Here is an 18,465-nt window from a genome sequence, read left to right as displayed (position 1 = left end):
CGATAAATCAGGAGAAATCATGAAACTCACAAGACGTGACTTTATCAAGACGGCTGGCGCGGCAACCGGGACAATGGCGATTTCTTCGGTGATCCCAATGCCGGCCTGGGCCGAAGGCCAAAATGGCGGAGCGATTCTGACGGCAGCGCGTTGGGGCGCGGTATACGTGGAAGTAAAAGATGGCAAAGTGGTTTCCTCAAAAGGCGCGTTGCCTAAAACGGTGCCGAACTCGTTACAGCAAACCGCGCCGGATCAGGTCCATACCAATATCCGCGTAAAATATCCGATGGTGCGCAAAAGCTATCTGGAAAACCCGGGTAATGCGGATGGTAAACGTGGAAGCGATCCTTTCGTGCGGGTTAGCTGGGAGCAGGCACTGAAACTGATACATGAGCAGCATAGCCGGATCCGTAGCAGCTATGGCCCAGCGTCCATATTTGCTGGTTCTTATGGCTGGCGCTCCAGCGGCGTTCTGCATAAAGCGCAAACCTTACTGCAACGCTATATGAGCATGGCCGGTGGTTACGCAGGCCATACCGGAGATTATTCAACCGGTGCCGCGCAGGTGATCATGCCTTACGTTGTGGGATCGGTTGAAGTCTATGAGCAGCAAACCACCTGGCCGATGGTGCTTGAGCACAGTCAGGTCGTGGTGCTGTGGGGGATGAACCCGCTCAATACCCTCAAGATTGCCTGGAGCAGCACGGATGAACAGGGGATTGAATACTTTAATCTGCTGAAGAAATCAGGGAAAAGCGTCATCGCCATCGATCCGATGCGTTCCGAAACCATTGAGTTCTTTGGTGATAATGCAACCTGGATTGCGCCACATATGGGGACCGATGTGGCGATGATGTTAGGGATCGCCCATACGCTGGTGAAGAAAAATCTCCATGACAAAGCCTTCCTGGAAAAATACACCACTGGATATCCGCAATTTGAAGAGTATTTGCTCGGCAAGAGCGACAAAATAGAGAAAACCGCCGAGTGGGCTTCCGGCGTGTGCGGCGTGCCTGCTGAGCAACTGGAGAAGCTGGCGGAAATTTTCTCCAGCAATAAAACCATGCTCATGGCGGGTTGGGGGATTCAGCGCCAGCAATACGGTGAGCAACAACACTAGATGCTGGTGACTCTGGCGGCGATGCTGGGGCAAATTGGTACCGAAGGCGGTGGTTTCGGGTTCTCTTATCACTATTCCAACGGCGGTAACCCAACGCGTACCGGGGGGGTATTGCCAGCCATCTCCGCCCAAATTGAGGGTGGGTCATCTGCGGGTAACGACTGGGCGGTTTCCGATGCGGTGATCAGCCTGCCGGTAGCGCGAATTGTCGAAGCGCTGGAAAATCCAGGCGGCAAATATCAGCATAACGGTAAAGAGCAAACCTTCCCGGATATCAAAATGATCTGGTGGGCGGGCGGCGCAAACTTTACCCATCATCAGGATACTAACCGTTTAATCAAAGCCTGGCAGAAGCCTGAACTGGTTGTCATCTCTGAGTGCTACTGGACCGCAGCGGCCAAACATGCCGATATAGTCCTGCCGATAACCACGTCGTTTGAACGCAACGATCTGACCATGACCGGTGATTACAGTAACCAACATCTGGTGCCGATGAAGCAGGTCATTGAGCCGCAGTTTGAAGCACGCAGTGATTTTGACGTCTTTGCCGATCTGGCGGAGATGCTCAAGCCTGGCGGTAAGGCGGTCTACACCGAGGGCAAAGATGAAATGGCGTGGCTGAAGCAGTTCTATGATGCCGCGCAAAAAGCCGCCCGCGCCCAGCGTATCGCCATGCCTCAGTTCAACGCGTTTTGGCAGCAAAACAAACTGATCGAAATGCGTGAGAATGAAAAGAATAACAAATATGTACGCTACGCGGATTTCCGCAGCGATCCGGTGATGAATGCGCTTGGAACGCCGAGCGGTAAGATAGAAATCTACTCAAAAACGATTGAAGGCTATCAATACAAAGATTGTCCGCCGCATGCGTCATGGATTGAACCCGATGAATGGAAAGGAACTGCGGATAAAGATCAACTGCAGCTACTGACGGCGCACCCGGCACATCGTCTGCATAGTCAGTTGAACTACGCTTCGCTGCGCAAAGAGTACGCGATTGCCAATCGTGAGCCGGTAACGATTCACCCGGATGATGCGAAAGCCAGAGGTATTGCCGAGGGCGATTTGGTACGCGTATGGAATGCGCGTGGACAGGTGCTGGTGGGGGCACACATCAGTGACGGTATCAAACCGGGAATTATCTGTATCCATGAAGGCGCATGGCCAGATATTGAGAACGGTATCTGCAAAAATGGCGGCGCGAACGTGCTGACGGCGGATATCCCAACCTCAAGGCTGGCGAATGGCTGCGCGGGGAATACCAGCCTGGTATACGCAGAGAAATTCACCGGCGAAGCGCCAAAACTCACCGTCTTTGATGAGCCAGCAATCGTTACTCTGTAATGATGGTTGAAAAGCGGGGGCCGTAAGGCTCCCGCTTTTTATTGCTGGTATGGCAATGTCTTATCGCCCTTACTCTGCCAGCACAATCACATCTCCCGTTGCCGGGGCGCCAGTTCCCGGTAGCCACAATCGACCCCACGAACCGGTGCAATGACAGCCGAGTAGTTTTTCTGGTTGTTGTTGCTTAATAAATTGTCGGGTTCGCCATAGCTTAGCGGGGGAGGCGGTGCGTAAATGGAACCCACCGACGAGGGCGTAAATTTGGTTAACGCCGGTGATGTTTTGGCAATGGCGTACGATATTCTCTATTCCCCGATGCCCGCATCCGGTAATGATGACTAACCCGCGATCAGATTTATAGATCAATACGCCTTCGTCGCTGATGTAATCCGGTTGAGGTGTTTTCTCGCTAATAACGCCATAGGCCTGTGGAGTGGCGACACTAATTTCCCCGGACCACAAAAATCGATCGCTGATCGCCAACGGTTCACGGGTGTATTCCATGATTAGTCGAGAATAGTCGTTATCACGCGAGAGTTTTTTTATTTTTCTTGGCGTTCCCGCCAGGGTTATTGAGGCATACCGTTCGCAGGCTATTTGGGGATGGCAAATGATACGACTGTTATCCGTCAGCCACGGTACGCCGCCACAGTGATCGTAATGGCCGTGCGAAAGAACCACGGCGGTCAATTGCGTCAGGTCTACGCCCATTTGCGCGGCATTAAGTATGAAGCTGTCGTCCGGGCCGGTATCAAAGAGTATGGTGGTGGTTTCGTCCTGAACTAACAGACTTAATCCAGGCTTTGCCCGTAAGGATTTATCTGCGCTCGCAGCGCGCCTGTTTTCAAGCAATACCGTGAGGGTTAATGCCATGCCTGACTCCAGTATTAAAACGGCATACTGTAATACATGACCGTTGAGAGCGCTGTGATCGCAGCGCTCTTTGTGCTGACTTAGCGGTGATAGTAATGGCCGTCATCATCGGAGTGATGGTGACGATGCCGCCACGCATGCTGGTTCTCCCTTTGCTCACGCTCCTGGCGTTCATGCTCTTTATCACGGTTGGCTTCACGGTTTTTGTGATTAGCGATCGCCGTGGCAACTGCTGCGGCCCCAATACCAGCAGCGGCTGCAGAAAGATAAGGATGTTCGGCACAGCCCGACAGACTAGCCATAATAACCAACGTGGAAATCAGTTTTTTCATTGTGGCGGTATCCGTTACTCGCGCACAATTTTGCCATCATTCCCGGCATCGCTGTCATTCCAGCTACCGCGACCATTCGTTTTAATGGTGTAAGTGGCATAGCCGACACGGAAGGTCATCGTATCCTGATAGGTATTTACGTCACGCACTTCATTACCATTGACGTACACGCTGGAACCCTCGACGTGAATATCAACGCTGCGTTGACCATTGGCAAATTTGGCTACGTAATTTCCGCTGAATTTGCCGTAAATATCGGCATTATCGTAGTTATCCCGGTCAGCGGTATTTTGCTGCTCTTCACCATGACGATGATGACGGCTCTGCTGGCTGTTGCCGTTCTCAATAAAGCCATGATCGCGGTTCCACTGATAGGATTTATTGATATCGCAGCCATTGAGTTCACTCATTTGTGTACAACCTGAATGTTCATACTTTTTCTGCATTGCCGGGGTAATTGCGCATGCCGTTGTGGCCGTTGTCAGGCCGAGGACAAAGAGGGTCAGCAGACGTTTTTTCATTTTTTGCTCACTATCATCATTAAGTTTATTTATAGGAATACGAACTGTTTGAATGTCATGTTTACGACGACGGCAGTCTCCCATTAAATATTAATGACGCATACCAGGGGGAATCCTAATTTATATTAATGGTGAGGGTGTGGGGGCTCTAATATGCAACATTACAGGCAGGTGAATTACGTAGTTTATACAAGTAAGATAAAACGCTTAATTATATTTACTTTTTAATGAAGTGTTTAAAGAAATATTAATATTGACATTAACGGCAGGAACGCAGGCTTGTAAATGTACAGGCCTGCGTGGCGCGTTTTGTCCGCAATATTCATACATAGCGTATTGATGGACATTTTATTCAACACAGGGCAACGTTACCCTTGCGCGGGGATCTGTGCGCGGTGCTGCCTGGCCTGAACCTCATGGGCATATGAATGACCGTTATTCACTGACTGGTGAACGACCATCGCTTTTTCATGTTTATTCATTTGTGAAAAGGGGCGTGCCTGGGATGGCGTTGACGTTGAATTATTCGTCTGTGCGACGTGTTCTTGCGCCATTTGTTGATGTGCAGGGGCACTGCTGTTATTCATCATTTCATGGGCTGCTGCGGCCTGCTGATGCATTTTGGGTGTGTCTGCCGCATTAACGCCAGCTGAAATAAAAAACGCGATAGCGAAAAAAGAAGATATCTTATTCATCATATTTCTCCTGTTGGGGTTTACGGAAGAAATTATAATTAGTGAGGGCTGTCAGCGGCGTGACAGGATTATGACGGTTATGTCAGAGAATCGGTGATGATATATATACCGGTCATACTTCAAGCTGCATATGCGTTGGCTGCGCTCGTTCACCCCAGTCATTTACTTAAGTAAGTGACTGGGGATTCCCTCTCTTGCCGCCTTCCTGCAACTCGAATTGTTTAAGGTATAAACGCCATTATCATAAATTACATCGCATGCTTGGGCAGCGTCAGAATAAAACGGGTGGCAAGCTGATCGGATGTCACCGAGACTTTCCCCTGATGGGCGATAACAATCGATTTCACAATCGCCAGGCCAATACCGCTGCCTTCGCCTTTACGCTGTCGCGAAGGGTCAACCCGATAAAAACGATCAAATAGCCGCGATAGATGCTGTGGGGGAATGGGGGGGCCGGGATTTTCCACGACTATCTGGACCAGGCCATCCGCCTCTTTCACCCGCACGGTTACCGACTCGCCTTTTGGTGTGTAGCGCATGGCATTTGAAAGCAGATTACTCATTGCCCGGCGTAGCATTAACGGATCGCCTGAAACCCAGCATGCGCGTCCTTCAAAACGTAAGCCAACCTCGCGCTCTTCTGCCCAGGCTTCGAAAAAATCGAACACTTTACCAACCTCATCGGCCAGATTAAGCGCTGTCTTTTCCGGGATAAGCTGATTGTTGTCTGCCTGCGCCAGAAACAGCATGTCGCTTACCATTTTCGACATACGACCAAACTCTTCAAGATTGGAATACAGCACGTCTTCCAGCTCTTTTTGGCTACGGGTTTGGCTGAGCGCAATTTCCGTTTGTGTGACCAGGTTGGTTATTGGCGTGCGGATCTCATGGGCAATATCCGCCGAGAAGTTCGACTGACGTTTAAATACATCCTCAATGCGTTCGATCATGTGATTAAACGAACTTACCAGCTGTTCCAGTTCAATAGGGACCGCTTGCGGATCGAGGCGCACATCAAGATCTTTTGAGGTGATATTTTGGATGCGCCGACTGACATTACGGATCGGTTCATGGCCTTTATACACAGCGAACAGCACGATAAATACAATCATCATGCTAATCAGCGATGCCGTCATAATCAGTTTGTTTTTCAGGTCGTTAATATAGTGCAGATGAAAATCGATCGATAACGCCAGATACAGCGTATACGCCGCTTTTCCATCAGTCAGCTTTCCTACCGGTAGGCGAATCATTCGCCAGTTAGACGACGTTTTTTGTCCGTGAATATGTTTGGACGTTTGCAGTGTTGGGCCGGATATAATAAAAACATCGCTGGCATGGGCATTTTTATCCGGTCTTGCGCTGGCGATAAATTGCCGGAGATCCGGCGCATTTGGCGAATGAAAAATGGCTTTCTGCTTACTGTCTTCCAGAGAAATAATGACGTTCGAGTAGCCCTCAACCACGTTTTTTAGCGTTTCCAGACGGCGTGATTCCGGCTCGTTGGGTTGGTTAATAATCCTCTCCAGCGTGGCGCTGATCTCTTGTAAATCATTTATGTCCTGCTCGGCGAAATGGACCTTTACGGAGTGGATCATTATCCATGCAAAGGCGAAAAATGAAGCGATCGTCGCCAGACTGATAAAAAAGGTCAGTCGTGTCGCCAGCGAAAAAGGGCGCCGCCATCGTTTACTGGGCATCAGGAACCTCAAGCATATATCCCACGCCGCGTACGGTCTGAATCAGTTTCGGCTCAAAATCGTTATCAATTTTGGCGCGCAGACGCTTAACGGCGACGTCGATGGCATTGGTATCGCTGTCAAAATTCATATCCCAGACCTGGGAAGCGATCAGCGAGCGGGGTAAAACTTCCCCTTGATGACGCAGGAAAAACTCAAGCAGCGTAAACTCTTTGCTGGTCAGAGTAATACGCGTCCCGCTGCGGGTGACTTTTCTGCTGACCAGATCGACCATTAAATCCGCGACCTGAAACTGGCTTTCGACAATCACCGCCGCCCCGCGGCGCAGCAGCGTTCTGACCCGCGCCAGCAGTTCGGCGAAGGCGAACGGTTTGACCAGATAATCATCAGCGCCTAATTCCAGACCCTTAACCCGATGTTCAATGGTACCCAGCGCGGTGAGGAGAAGAATGGGCATCCCTTTGTTAGCGGAACGCAGCATCCGTACGATATCCCAGCCGTTTACATCCGGCAGCATGATGTCGAGTATGAGCAGGTCGTAATCGCCGGTCATCGCCAGGTGGTACCCGTTCAGGCCGTTATCCGCTAAATCCACGACAAAACCCGCTTCCGTCAGGCCTTTCGTCAGGTATTCACCGGTTTTTTTCTCATCTTCGACTATCAACACCTTCATCGCATTCTCCTTCTCACACGGGTTGTGCGGACTTTCAATTCTAGGGAAGCGGGATCGGATAGCAATCGGTTATTGGGAAAATGACAGTTTTGTCATTTTCCTGTCACCGCTTAAACAGAGTCACTTCGTTAAAGTACAACACTATAAATTCCTACATTTTTTAGGGCCATCAGTCCGGTCAGGACGAGAAGAACTATGAGCAAATTTAAGCTTCTTACCCTCAGCGCTGTATTCGTTCTCGCCGGTTGTTCATTGGCGCCGGACTATCAGCGTCCGACATTGCCTGTGCCGCAGCAATTCTCCTTAAGCCAGAACGCCCTGGTTTCTGCACCGGTGGGATATCAGGACACGGGCTGGCGGAGCTTCTTCGTTGACTCCCAGGTAAAGGCGCTGATTGGCGAGGCGCTGGTCAATAACCGCGATTTACGTATGGCAGTGCTAAAAGTTCAGGAAGCGAGAGCGCAATATGGCGTCACGGATGCTGACCGCTATCCGCAAATCACGGCAGGTTCCAGCGGTACTTACAGCGGCAAATTAAAAGGCGATAGCAGCACCGATCGTGAATTCGAAGCTGGACTCAATCTCAGTTTCGATCTGGACTTCTTTGGTCGGCTGAAAAATATGAGTGAAGCTGAGCGACAGAATTTCTTTGCCAGCGAAGAGGCGCGTCGGGCGGTACACATCTCATTAATCTCCAACGTATCGCAAAGTTATTTCAATCAGCGTCTGGCTTATGCACAACTGCAAATTGCCGAAGAAACGCTGCAAAACTATCAGCGTTCTTACGCTTTTGTTGAGAAGCAGTTGCTGACCGGAAGCACCAACGTACTGGCGCTGGAACAGGCGCGGGGCGTGATTGAAAGCACGCGCAGCGAAATCGCGAAGCGTAAAGGTGAACTGGCGCAGGCCAACAACGCGCTGCAACTGTTGCTGGGTACGTACGGGAAATTACCCAACGACCAGATGCGCAGCAGCGGGGATATTAAACCAGTAACGCTGCCGCCGTCGCTCTCGTCGCAAATCCTGTTGCAGCGCCCGGATATTTTGGAAGCTGAACACGGATTAATGGCGGCGAATGCCAATATCGGCGCCGCACGAGCAGCGTTTTTCCCGTCGATTACCTTGACCAGTTCAGTTTCCAGCAGCAGCAGCGATCTCTCCAGCTTATTTAATGCGACCAGCGGTATGTGGAATTTTGTCCCCAAAATAGATATTCCCATTTTTAACGCCGGACGTAATCAGTCCAATCTCGACCTCGCTGAAATTCGCCAACAGCAGTCGGTGGTGAATTACGAACAAAAAATTCAGAACGCGTTTAAAGAGGTGGCGGATGCGCTGGTGTTGCGCCAAAGCATTGCCGATCAAATTAGCGGTCAGCAGCGCTACCTGACGTCATTGCAAATCACCTTACAACGCGCCAGAGCGCTTTATCAAAATGGTGCGGTTAGCTACATCGAAGTACTGGACGCCGAACGTTCTTTATTCGCTACGCAGCAATCGCTGCTCGATCTTAATTACGCCCAACAGGTTAATGAAATTAAGTTGTTTGCTGCCTTAGGCGGCGGTTGGGTGGAGTAATCCTTAATATTAACTTTTCAGGAGCATCAAGTATGAATACTACCGCCAAAGCCGTGTTGTTTAGCTTTTTCTCTGTGGTCATGTTTAACGCTCAGGCCAATGAGCATCAGCATGGCGAGATGATGAACATGCAGCCAGCGGCCCAACAGGAAGACGTCATTAGCGCCACCGGGGTGATTGAAGCTATTGATAAAGAAAGTAAAAAAATCACGATCAAGCATGATCCCATTCCCGCGGTGAACTGGCCTGCCATGACGATGCGTTTTACGCGGGTTGCCGACACCAAGGCTGACGATATTAAACCCGGCGATAAGGTTGCGTTTACGTTTGTTCAGCAGGGAAATATCTCTGTGTTACGCGATATTCACATCAGTAAATAACGTTCTCGCTGGTCTCTTTTATTCTTGCCCGGATTCTTCGAAATTCGGGTGAGACTATCGCGCAATGGAAATCACTATGGCGTCTTTAAATATTAAAAATACCGCGCTTATTCTCGCTGGCATGATTGTCGGTGGGGTTATTTCTGTCGGTATTTATACTTATTATTCATCAGCAAACGTAACGGCTGAAACCGGGCAGGCTTCGCAAAAAGAAGCCAGAAAAGTGTTGTTCTGGTATGACCCCATGTACCCGAACACGCGCTTTGATAAGCCGGGTAAATCACCGTTTATGGATATGGATCTGATCCCGAAATATGCCGATGAAGAGACCGCGAGCGCGTCAGCGCCTGGCGTGCGTATCGATCCTACTCAGACCCAAAATTTGGGTCTGAAAACAGAACCTGTGCGCCGTGGCCCGCTGCACTATGCGCAAACTTTCCCGGCTAACGTTAGCTATAACGAATACCAGTTTGTTATTGTCCAGGCTCGCTCCGCAGGCTTTATCGAGAAGGTTTACCCGCTAACCGTGGGCGACAAAATTAAGCAAGGTGCGCCGCTTATCGATCTGACGATTCCCGACTGGGTTGAGGCGCAGAGCGAATATTTGTTACTGCGGGAGACCGGCGGCAGCGCGACACAGGTGGAAGGGATTCTGGAGAGATTACGTCTGGCCGGTATGCCGGAAGCGGATATTCAGCGCTTAAAATCGACGCGTAAAATTCAGACCCGCTTTACCCTGAAAGCCCCTATTGATGGGGTGATTACCGCATTCGATTTGCGTACCGGCATGAACATTTCCAAAGACAATGTGGTTGCGAAAATTCAGGGGATGGACCCGGTATGGGTCAGCGCGTCGGTCCCGGAATCTATCGCCTGGCTGATCAAAGACGCCTCGCAATTTACCATCACCGTGCCCGCCTGGCCGGATAAGCCTTTCACCATTAGCAAGTGGAATATCTTGCCAAGTGTCGATGCCACCACGCGTACGCTGCAGATCCGTTTGCAGGTCAATAACCCTGATGAGGCGCTCAAGCCGGGGATGAATGCTTACCTGCAACTGAAAACGCAAAGTGAACCGATGCTGCTGATCCCCTCAAAGGCGTTGATTGATACAGGCACCGAGCAACGGGTGATCACCGTCGATAACGAAGGTCGATTTGTACCGAAGCAGGTTGCGGTATTCCATGAATCTCAAGGGTTGACGGCTATCCGCTCAGGCCTGACTGAAGGTGAAAAAGTGGTGTCCAGTGGTCTGTTCCTGATTGATTCCGAGGCGAATATCTCTGGCGCACTGGACCGTATGCGCGAGCAGAACAGTGGTGCGCAAGACGCATCCGCAAAGCCAGCCCAGGCGACCCATTCACACTGAGGACATGATAAATGATTGAATGGATTATCCGCCGTTCGGTGGCAAACCGTTTTCTGGTGATGATGGGGGCGCTGTTTCTCAGTATCTGGGGAACCTGGACCATCATCAATACCCCGGTTGATGCGTTGCCCGATCTCTCTGATGTTCAGGTGATCGTCAAAACCAGCTATCCAGGGCAGGCACCGCAAATCGTTGAAAATCAGGTGACTTACCCGCTGACCACCACCATGCTGTCGGTACCGGGCGCGAAGACCGTGCGTGGTTTCTCGCAGTTTGGTGATTCCTATGTGTACGTCATTTTCGAAGATGGCACCGATCCTTACTGGGCGCGCTCGCGCGTACTGGAGTATCTCAACCAGGTTCAGGGGAAATTACCGGCAGGGGTCAGCGCGGAGATGGGACCGGACGCCACGGGCGTCGGCTGGATCTTTGAATATGCGCTGGTCGATCGCAGCGGTAAACACGATCTGGCAGAGTTACGTACTCTTCAGGACTGGTTTTTAAAGTATGAGTTAAAAACGATTCCGAACGTGGCAGAGGTGGCCTCGGTAGGCGGCGTGGTTAAACAGTACCAGGTTGTTATCGACCCGATGAAGCTGACGCAATATGGCATCAGCCTGGCGGAGGTGAAATCTGCACTGGATACGTCGAATCAAGAGGCGGGCGGCTCGTCTGTAGAGATGGCTGAAGCGGAATATATGGTCCGCGCCAGTGGGTATCTACAAACGCTTGATGACTTCAATAATATCGTCCTGAAAACAGGGGCCGACGGTGTACCTGTTTACCTGCGCGATGTCGCGCGTGTGCAGATTGGGCCGGAAATGCGCCGTGGGATCGCCGAACTGAATGGCGAAGGCGAAGTGGCGGGCGGGGTGGTAATTCTGCGTTCCGGTAAAAATGCGCGTGAAGTGATCTCCGCCGTCAAAGCCAAACTCGACACGCTGAAAAGCAGCCTGCCGGAAGGCGTTGAAGTAGTTACAACATACGATCGCAGTCAGCTCATCGATCGCGCTATTGATAACCTGAGCTATAAGCTGCTGGAAGAGTTTATCGTTGTTGCGCTGGTATGCGCGCTGTTCCTGTGGCATCTGCGTTCGGCGCTGGTAGCGATTATTTCCCTACCGCTGGGACTGTGTATCGCGTTTATCGTGATGCATTTCCAGGGGCTGAACGCCAATATCATGTCGCTTGGGGGCATTGCCATTGCCGTCGGGGCGATGGTCGATGCCGCGATCGTGATGATTGAAAACGCCCATAAGCGGCTTGAAGAGTGGGGACATCAGCATCCGGATGAAAAACTGGATAACGCAACGCGCTGGAAGGTTATTACCGATGCCTCGGTAGAGGTCGGCCCGGCATTGTTCATCAGCTTGCTGATTATCACCCTGTCGTTTATCCCTATTTTCACGCTCGAGGGGCAAGAGGGGCGACTGTTCGGCCCGCTGGCGTTCACCAAAACGTATGCCATGGCAGGCGCGGCGTTTCTGGCTATTGTCGTCATTCCGATCCTGATGGGATTCTGGATCCGTGGCAAAATACCGGCGGAAAGCAGTAACCCGCTTAACCGTTTCCTGATCCGTATTTATCATCCGCTGTTGTTGAAGGTGCTGCATTGGCCTAAAACCACCCTGCTGGTGGCGGTGCTTTCAATACTGACGGTTATCTACCCGCTGAATAAAGTCGGTGGTGAATTCCTGCCGCAGATTAACGAAGGCGATCTACTGTATATGCCGTCAACCCTGCCGGGGATTTCGGCGGCGCAGGCGGCGGATATGCTGCAAAAAACCGACAAGCTGATCATGACCGTTCCGGAAGTGGCGCGCGTGTTTGGTAAAACCGGTAAGGCGGAAACCGCAACGGATTCCGCGCCGCTGGAAATGGTCGAAACAACGATCCAACTGAAGCCGCAGGATCAGTGGCGTCCGGGGATGACGATGGACAAAATCATCGCCGAACTCGACAAAACCGTGCGCTTGCCAGGGCTGGCGAATCTGTGGGTTCCGCCTATTCGTAACCGTATCGACATGCTTTCTACCGGCATCAAAAGCCCGATTGGGATAAAGGTGTCAGGTAACGTTCTGGCTGATATCGACGCCACGGCAGAACAAATCGAAGAGGTAGCCAGAACCGTGCCGGGCGTCGCTTCGGCGCTGGCTGAGCGGCTGGTGGGCGGGCGCTATATTAATGTGGACATTAATCGGGAGAAAGCAGCCCGCTACGGTATGACCGTTGGCGCGGTACAGTTGTTTGTCACCTCCGCGGTCGGAGGCGCGATGGTGGGCGAAACGGTGGAAGGGATTGCACGTTATCCGATTAACCTTCGCTATGCGCAGAGCTATCGTGATAGCCCGGAAGCGCTGCGTAATCTGCCCATTCTGACGCCCATGAAGCAGCAAATCACGCTGGCTGATGTTGCAGATGTGACAGTGGTTTCTGGTCCGTCGATGTTGAAAACCGAAGATGCGCGACCCACCAGTTGGATTTATATCGACGCCCGCGACCGTGACATGGTTTCGGTGGTGAACGATCTGAAAAAAGCGATCGCTGAAAACGTACAGTTAAAGCCGGGGACCAGCGTGGCGTTTTCCGGGCAGTTCGAGCTGCTTGAACGCGCCAGCCATAAGCTCAAACTGATGGTGCCGATGACGCTGATGATTATCTTCGTCCTGCTTTATCTGGCTTTCCGTCGCTTTGGTGAAGCGCTGCTGATTATTACCAGCGTGCCCTTTGCGCTGGTAGGGGGGATCTGGTTTCTCTACTGGATGGGGTTCCATATGTCGGTTGCGACCGGAACCGGGTTTATCGCCCTGGCCGGCGTTGCCGCGGAGTTTGGCGTAGTGATGCTGATGTACTTGCGCCATGCTATTGAAGCCGAGCCTGCACTGGAAAATCCGCAAACCTTTACGGCGGATAAGCTGGATGAAGCGTTGTATCACGGCGCGGTGCTGCGCGTGCGTCCGAAAGCGATGACCGTGGCGGTGATTATCGCGGGCCTGTTGCCAATCTTGTGGGGGACAGGGGCAGGCTCAGAAGTGATGAGCCGCATTGCCGCGCCGATGATTGGCGGCATGATTACCGCGCCATTGCTGTCGCTGTTTATTATTCCGGCAGCTTATAAGCTGATGTGGCTGCACAGGCATCGCAGCCAAAAGTAATGCTTTGAAGCGCTCGCCTGCGTCGGTTTTGTTGCCGAAGCAGGCGGTACGTTATGCCGCCAACGCTTTCACGCGTTTGCGGTACTCGCCCGGCGTGCAGCCAAATCCCCGTAAAAAGACTTTGTGAAACGACGATTCGCTGGCGTAACCCACCGACTCGGCAATAACGATCAACGGCTGCGATCCGCGTGACAGCATCTGGGCGGCGAATTGCAGGCGTAGCTCGGTTAACACCGCCAGCGGCGTGGAGTTTGAGACTTCACGAAATAGCTGCGCAAAGCTGGCCCGCGACATATGGGCACGCTTTGCCAGTTCTTCGACAGTCCAGGGAAAAGCCGGTGACTCCAGCATCATGAAGACAACGGCCCCAAGCCTTGGGTGCAGCAGTAAATTCAGCACATTTTTAGCGGGGGTCGGCTGGGATAGCCACTCGCGAACGGCTAACGCGAACAGCGTAGCGCATTGCTGGCTGCAAACGATGTTGGAGCCAGGCAGATCGTTGATGTATTCCTGCTGCATCAGCGCAATCATGGCTTTCAGCCAGTGGCTAATGGGACTGTTATCTTCTGGTGCCAGTATTAATACTTCCGGAAGGGCGGTTAAAAAATAGCGTGAAGATGCCTGCAATCGCAGGCTTCCGCAGACAATATGCGTTTGTTCTTCCCCTGTCTGGCACAGCCGATGCGCGGAGTTTTGAGGCAGAATGACTATTGTTCCTGGGCGTAACGTAGAAGACGTTCCGTCTGGCATATCCAGTTGAGCAAACCCTTGGGTTACCGTATGCCAGCGGATAACGGACAGCTCACCCGCCGCGTGCGGCAGTTGCCAGTCCCTGCTCAGCAGGCAGTTTTGATCAATCGAGCCCTGCGGGTCGTTAAGCATAAGTAATCGGCTAAGTGCATCCATAAAGACTCCTGAGCAGTTCTTGTTGATGCTTGTCGAGATGAAGTAACGCTGTTACTCATTATTTCTTAAATAAATTTATGGTCTTAGTTTATTTCCTCGATGGATTGAGTGGAAGAGAGAGCGTAGTTATTTAGACGATTTGACAGTAATTTGCGCGATATGGATACATTGTTCATGCATCGTTAAACCTATACTTCAGTTCAACAAACGAACAGTGACATGGCGGAGAGACAGCATGAATCAGTATCAGGCGATTATTATCGGATTTGGCAAAGCGGGTAAAACGCTGGCGGCTACCCTGGCGAAAACGGGCTGGCGAGTGGCGATTGTTGAACAGTCAAACACCATGTATGGCGGGACATGTATCAATATTGGCTGCATTCCCACCAAAACCCTGGTACACGATGCTGAACTTCAGCATGACTTTGCTGCGGCGATGCAGCGCAAGGCCTCCGTTGTCAGCTTTCTGCGTGATAAAAACTTCCATAATCTTGCCGATCTGGAAAATGTAGATGTGATTGAAGGTCGTGCTGAATTCATTGATAACCATACGGTGCGGGTCGTGCTGCCAACAGGCGCGATTGAACTAAGCGGCGAAAAGATCTTTATTAATACCGGCGCACAGGCAACGATGCCAAACGTGGCAGGGTTAATGACTACACCGGGCGTGTTTGACAGCACCGGGTTGTTAAATTTGACGCAACGTCCGGAACGTTTGGGGATTTTGGGCGGCGGTTATATTGGTGTTGAATTCGCATCAATGTTTGCCAACTTTGGCAGTAAGGTCACCATTTATGAAGCAGCCCCACTGTTTTTAGCCCGCGAAGATCGGGATATTGCCGACGCTATCGCCAACATTTTACGCGACAAAGGGGTTGAGATTATCCTCAATGCCAGGGTGCAGGCGGTTTCGTCCCATGACGGCGCGGTGCAGGTGCAAATGCCGGAAGGTGTCCAGACTGTGGATGCGCTACTGGTGGCATCGGGCCGCAAACCGGCAACTGAAAATCTGCAGTTGCAGAATGCGGGTGTGGATGTCAACGAGCGCGGTGCCATTGTGGTGAATAAATATCTGCGTACTTCGGCAGACAATATCTGGGCCATGGGCGATGTGACGGGGGGGTTACAATTTACCTATATCTCGCTGGATGATTTCCGTATTGTGCGCGACAACCTGTCAGGCGAGGGATTACGTAACACCGGCGATCGCCAAAACGTACCGTATTCTGTTTTTATGACGCCGCCGCTTTCCCGCGTGGGGATGACAGAAGAACAAGCTCGCGCCAGCGGCGCGGCGGTCCAGGTTGTCACCCTGCCTGTCGCGGCTATCCCGCGTGCACGGGTGATGAATGACACGCGTGGCGTACTTAAAGCGGTGGTAAATCGCGAAACGAAACAGATATTAGGCGTATCGCTGCTGTGCGTGGATTCTCATGAGATGATTAATATCATTAAAACCGTTATGGATGCTGGTTTACCTTACACGACATTGCGCGATCAAATATTTACTCATCCGAGCATGGGCGAATCACTGAACGATCTCTTCTCTCTTATAAAATAATAATATAGCCTGCATGATTGCCCCACCTGTGTGGGGCTTTTTTTTATCATATATAAAGAAATACTCATGAACAGTTATTCTGGCGTTATGGAGGAAATAAGATAAGCAACAATGTTTTATTCTATTGCGAGTGAAATCACTAGTTAATGGAAATAGAAATGAACATGCTTAAAACTTCATTATTGTTGACTGCTTTACTGACTGCGCCGGTGACATTTTCTGCACTGGCACAGCAGCCGGTCGAAGTAGCCCGCGTCAGCGTGTCGGCAATTGCCGCCGCACCTTCTGTTGTTGAACATGCAATCGCCAGGCTGGCGCAGGAAAAAAAGGCAACTTCCTGGAAAATCACCTCAATGCGCATTGATAGCAGCACTCACGCAACCGCAATTTTGTACAAGTGAGGAGAGTCTGAATGGAAAAGTATCTGCGTTTACTCAGCAAGGGCGATAGAATTGGATTAACATTGATTCGCCTGAGTATTGCCATTGTTTTTATCTGGATTGGCTTATTGAAATTTGTACCTTACGAAGCCGATAGTATTACGCCATTTGTTGCCAATAGTCCGGTAATGTCATTTTTTTATGAACATCCAGAAGAATATAAGCAGCATTTAACCCACGAAGGTGAGTTTAAACCGCAGGAGCGGGAATGGCAGAAGGCGAATAACACCTATACGTTCTCCAATGGTCTGGGCGTAGTCGAAGTGCTGATCGCATTGCTGGTGCTGGCTAATCCTGTTAGCCGTTGGTTGGGATTAATTGGTGGCGTACTGGCATTTGCTACTCCGATTGTGACTTTATCATTTTTAATTACCACACCGGAAGCATGGGTGATGCCACTGGGCGATTTGCACCACGGTTTTCCGTACTTGTCAGGAGCCGGGCGTCTGGTGTTGAAAGACACATTAATGCTGGCGGGAGCGGTGATGATCATCGCAGATTCATCGCGATCAATTATTAAGCAAAAGTATTGAATTTTTAACGTTGTACCCTCTGTAAAACAGTAAGCCTCTATAGTTCGATTCGGTAATTACCGGGCCAGCAGGATGCTGGCCTTTTTTCTGCCCTAAGGTAAATTTATTTTACAGGTGAAATATAATTATTCACTTTTTCACAATTACTAGTCGGAGCTATATTCCTGGTTAATGATACAGTGCAGTAAGCATTTTCTCTTCTTCTTGCGATAGCACGCCAGTCCGCATACTGCGTGGTCCTTCCATCAAAACCCATTCATTTCCCTCTATTTTTTTCTGTGTAGTTCTTGCTATTTGTTATCTCAAAATGACATCTCAAAAAATTTTATTATTCTCTTTTGTTATAGTTAGCCAACAACTTCATGTGGTTTTAGGCATGGCTTCAGCTAGAATTAACTTTGATTAAATGTTTTTACGTATCAATAAATGGCTAAAGATAGTTAAAAACTTAATTTTTAACCAACTGTTCGACATGGAATCCACTATGGTAATTAAGCACCAGGGGTGGATGCTGATCTCGCGTTTTGTGAGCAACCAAAAGCGAGACATCTCTTAAATATGGAAATAAGGGTTTTAGAATGAGCTTTGGATTAGCAAAGGACAACAAGTTTGAAATCATCGCTACCCTTCGTGAAGAGTTGCACAAGAAAACGAAACTTGAAGTTTTATGTGAAAACCATAGTGTTATCAAGCAGTTAGAGAAGATTGATTTCGAGCGGTTTGTCATCTCCGGACACGAAGACATTGTTCCTGAAAAGGTCCAGTACTTTATCCTGCACAGTGAAAGTGGGATTGTAAAATTTAGTGCCAGATTCGAACAAACCTTATCAGCAGGTGCACAAGCAGGATTATCCTACTTCATCCCGGATATGATTTTCTTTGCCCAGCAGCGACAAAATCAGCGTTTTTCCTTCCTGAAGGGTTACGACTTTTTCTGTTTTGGTCGTTACAAAAACGGAGAAAACTACTCTCTGAAGATTAAAAACATCTCGCAGGGCGGTTGTGCACTAATTGTTAAAGATGTGAACTCCCGTTTTCTCTATAAAGATGCGGTGATTAAAAATGCCGCGCTGGATTTTGATACGTTTGGCAGTTTACAGCTGGATTTGAAAGTGATCGATGTCGTCATGATCAATGAATTTGATGAGGATAATCAATTGTATGCCTGTCATCAGATCTCATGTGAGTTCGATTTTAAAAATCGTCGTGAAGAGGCAGAGGTCGAGAAGATTATTATTAAATTTTTAATGAGTAACAAGATTTGATGCTGATAAGGAGCGATGAA

15 protein-coding genes and 1 pseudogene are annotated in these 18,465 nt (G+C 50.2%); 9 read left to right on the top strand and 7 right to left on the bottom strand.

Annotation, left to right across the window (positions count from 1 at the left end; translation table 11 throughout):
- Nucleotides 1-19 precede the first annotated feature (19 nt).
- Nucleotides 20-2,464 (top strand): annotated as a pseudogene (locus HV311_RS18080) (trimethylamine-N-oxide reductase 2).
- A gap of 69 nt (nt 2,465-2,533) precedes the next feature.
- Here HV311_RS18080 and HV311_RS18075 read toward each other — a convergent pair.
- From HV311_RS18075 to cusR, 6 genes are all read right to left on the bottom strand, one after another.
- Nucleotides 2,534-3,337, bottom strand: coding sequence for an MBL fold metallo-hydrolase (locus HV311_RS18075; RefSeq protein WP_075846842.1), 804 nt, complete (start codon nt 3,335-3,337; stop codon nt 2,534-2,536).
- Nucleotides 3,338-3,417: 80 nt separating this feature from the next.
- Nucleotides 3,418-3,669, bottom strand: a complete 252-nt coding sequence (locus HV311_RS18070) for a membrane lipoprotein lipid attachment site-containing protein (RefSeq protein ID WP_016155920.1) — start codon at nt 3,667-3,669, stop codon at nt 3,418-3,420.
- 14 nt (nt 3,670-3,683) lie between these two features.
- On the bottom strand, nt 3,684-4,190 hold the full coding sequence (locus tag HV311_RS18065) for a hypothetical protein (protein ID WP_191220269.1): 507 nt from the start codon (nt 4,188-4,190) through the stop codon (nt 3,684-3,686).
- Between the two features lie 368 nt (nt 4,191-4,558).
- Complete coding sequence (locus HV311_RS18060) at nt 4,559-4,885, bottom strand: hypothetical protein (protein WP_016152147.1); 327 nt, start codon at nt 4,883-4,885, stop codon at nt 4,559-4,561.
- A gap of 248 nt (nt 4,886-5,133) precedes the next feature.
- Nucleotides 5,134-6,585 (bottom strand): Cu(+)/Ag(+) sensor histidine kinase, encoded by a 1,452-nt coding sequence (locus tag HV311_RS18055; RefSeq protein WP_016152148.1) that lies wholly within the window; start codon nt 6,583-6,585, stop codon nt 5,134-5,136.
- Entirely contained in the window at nt 6,575-7,258 is a 684-nt protein-coding gene (gene cusR / locus HV311_RS18050; protein WP_016152149.1) for a copper response regulator transcription factor CusR, read from the bottom strand. Before cusR ends, HV311_RS18055 begins: the two co-directional genes overlap by 11 nt.
- A gap of 195 nt (nt 7,259-7,453) precedes the next feature.
- Between cusR and HV311_RS18045 the strand changes: the two genes are divergently transcribed.
- From HV311_RS18045 to HV311_RS18030, 4 genes are all read left to right on the top strand, one after another.
- Entirely contained in the window at nt 7,454-8,836 is a 1,383-nt protein-coding gene (locus tag HV311_RS18045; RefSeq protein WP_016155924.1) for an efflux transporter outer membrane subunit, read from the top strand.
- A gap of 32 nt (nt 8,837-8,868) precedes the next feature.
- Nucleotides 8,869-9,216, top strand: coding sequence for a cation efflux system protein CusF (gene cusF, locus HV311_RS18040; protein ID WP_016152151.1), 348 nt, complete (start codon nt 8,869-8,871; stop codon nt 9,214-9,216).
- A 76-nt stretch (nt 9,217-9,292) separates the two neighbouring features.
- Entirely contained in the window at nt 9,293-10,585 is a 1,293-nt protein-coding gene (locus HV311_RS18035) for an efflux RND transporter periplasmic adaptor subunit (protein ID WP_191220268.1), read from the top strand.
- A gap of 11 nt (nt 10,586-10,596) precedes the next feature.
- Nucleotides 10,597-13,740, top strand: coding sequence for a CusA/CzcA family heavy metal efflux RND transporter (locus HV311_RS18030; RefSeq protein WP_016152153.1), 3,144 nt, complete (start codon nt 10,597-10,599; stop codon nt 13,738-13,740).
- A gap of 51 nt (nt 13,741-13,791) precedes the next feature.
- Here HV311_RS18030 and rclR read toward each other — a convergent pair whose 3' ends face one another.
- Nucleotides 13,792-14,646 carry a reactive chlorine-specific transcriptional regulator RclR gene (rclR, locus tag HV311_RS18025; protein WP_016155927.1) on the bottom strand — a complete coding sequence of 285 codons (855 nt, stop codon included), beginning with the start codon at nt 14,644-14,646 and terminating at the stop codon, nt 13,792-13,794.
- Nucleotides 14,647-14,881: 235 nt separating this feature from the next.
- Between rclR and rclA the strand changes: the two genes are divergently transcribed.
- The 4 genes from rclA (at nt 14,882) to HV311_RS18005 (ending at nt 18,445) form a co-directional block, all read left to right on the top strand.
- A complete protein-coding gene (gene rclA / locus HV311_RS18020) occupies nt 14,882-16,207 on the top strand; it encodes a reactive chlorine resistance oxidoreductase RclA (RefSeq protein WP_191220267.1) in 1,326 nt (441 codons plus the stop codon).
- Nucleotides 16,208-16,371: 164 nt separating this feature from the next.
- The gene (rclB, locus tag HV311_RS18015) at nt 16,372-16,608 is read left to right on the top strand and encodes a reactive chlorine resistance periplasmic protein RclB (RefSeq protein WP_029139445.1); all 237 of its coding nucleotides are present in this window, start codon (nt 16,372-16,374) and stop codon (nt 16,606-16,608) included.
- A gap of 11 nt (nt 16,609-16,619) precedes the next feature.
- A complete protein-coding gene (gene rclC / locus HV311_RS18010) occupies nt 16,620-17,180 on the top strand; it encodes a reactive chlorine resistance membrane protein RclC (protein ID WP_016152157.1) in 561 nt (186 codons plus the stop codon).
- 578 nt (nt 17,181-17,758) lie between these two features.
- The gene (locus HV311_RS18005) at nt 17,759-18,445 is read left to right on the top strand and encodes a pilus assembly protein PilZ (protein ID WP_191220266.1); all 687 of its coding nucleotides are present in this window, start codon (nt 17,759-17,761) and stop codon (nt 18,443-18,445) included.
- Nucleotides 18,446-18,465: the final 20 nt, after the last annotated feature.

It is taken from the genome of Citrobacter sp. RHBSTW-00881, from assembly GCF_013728515.1.
GTDB classification, from domain to species: Bacteria; Pseudomonadota; Gammaproteobacteria; order Enterobacterales; family Enterobacteriaceae; genus Citrobacter; species Citrobacter braakii.
This window is presented reverse-complemented; position numbering and strand designations above follow the sequence as displayed.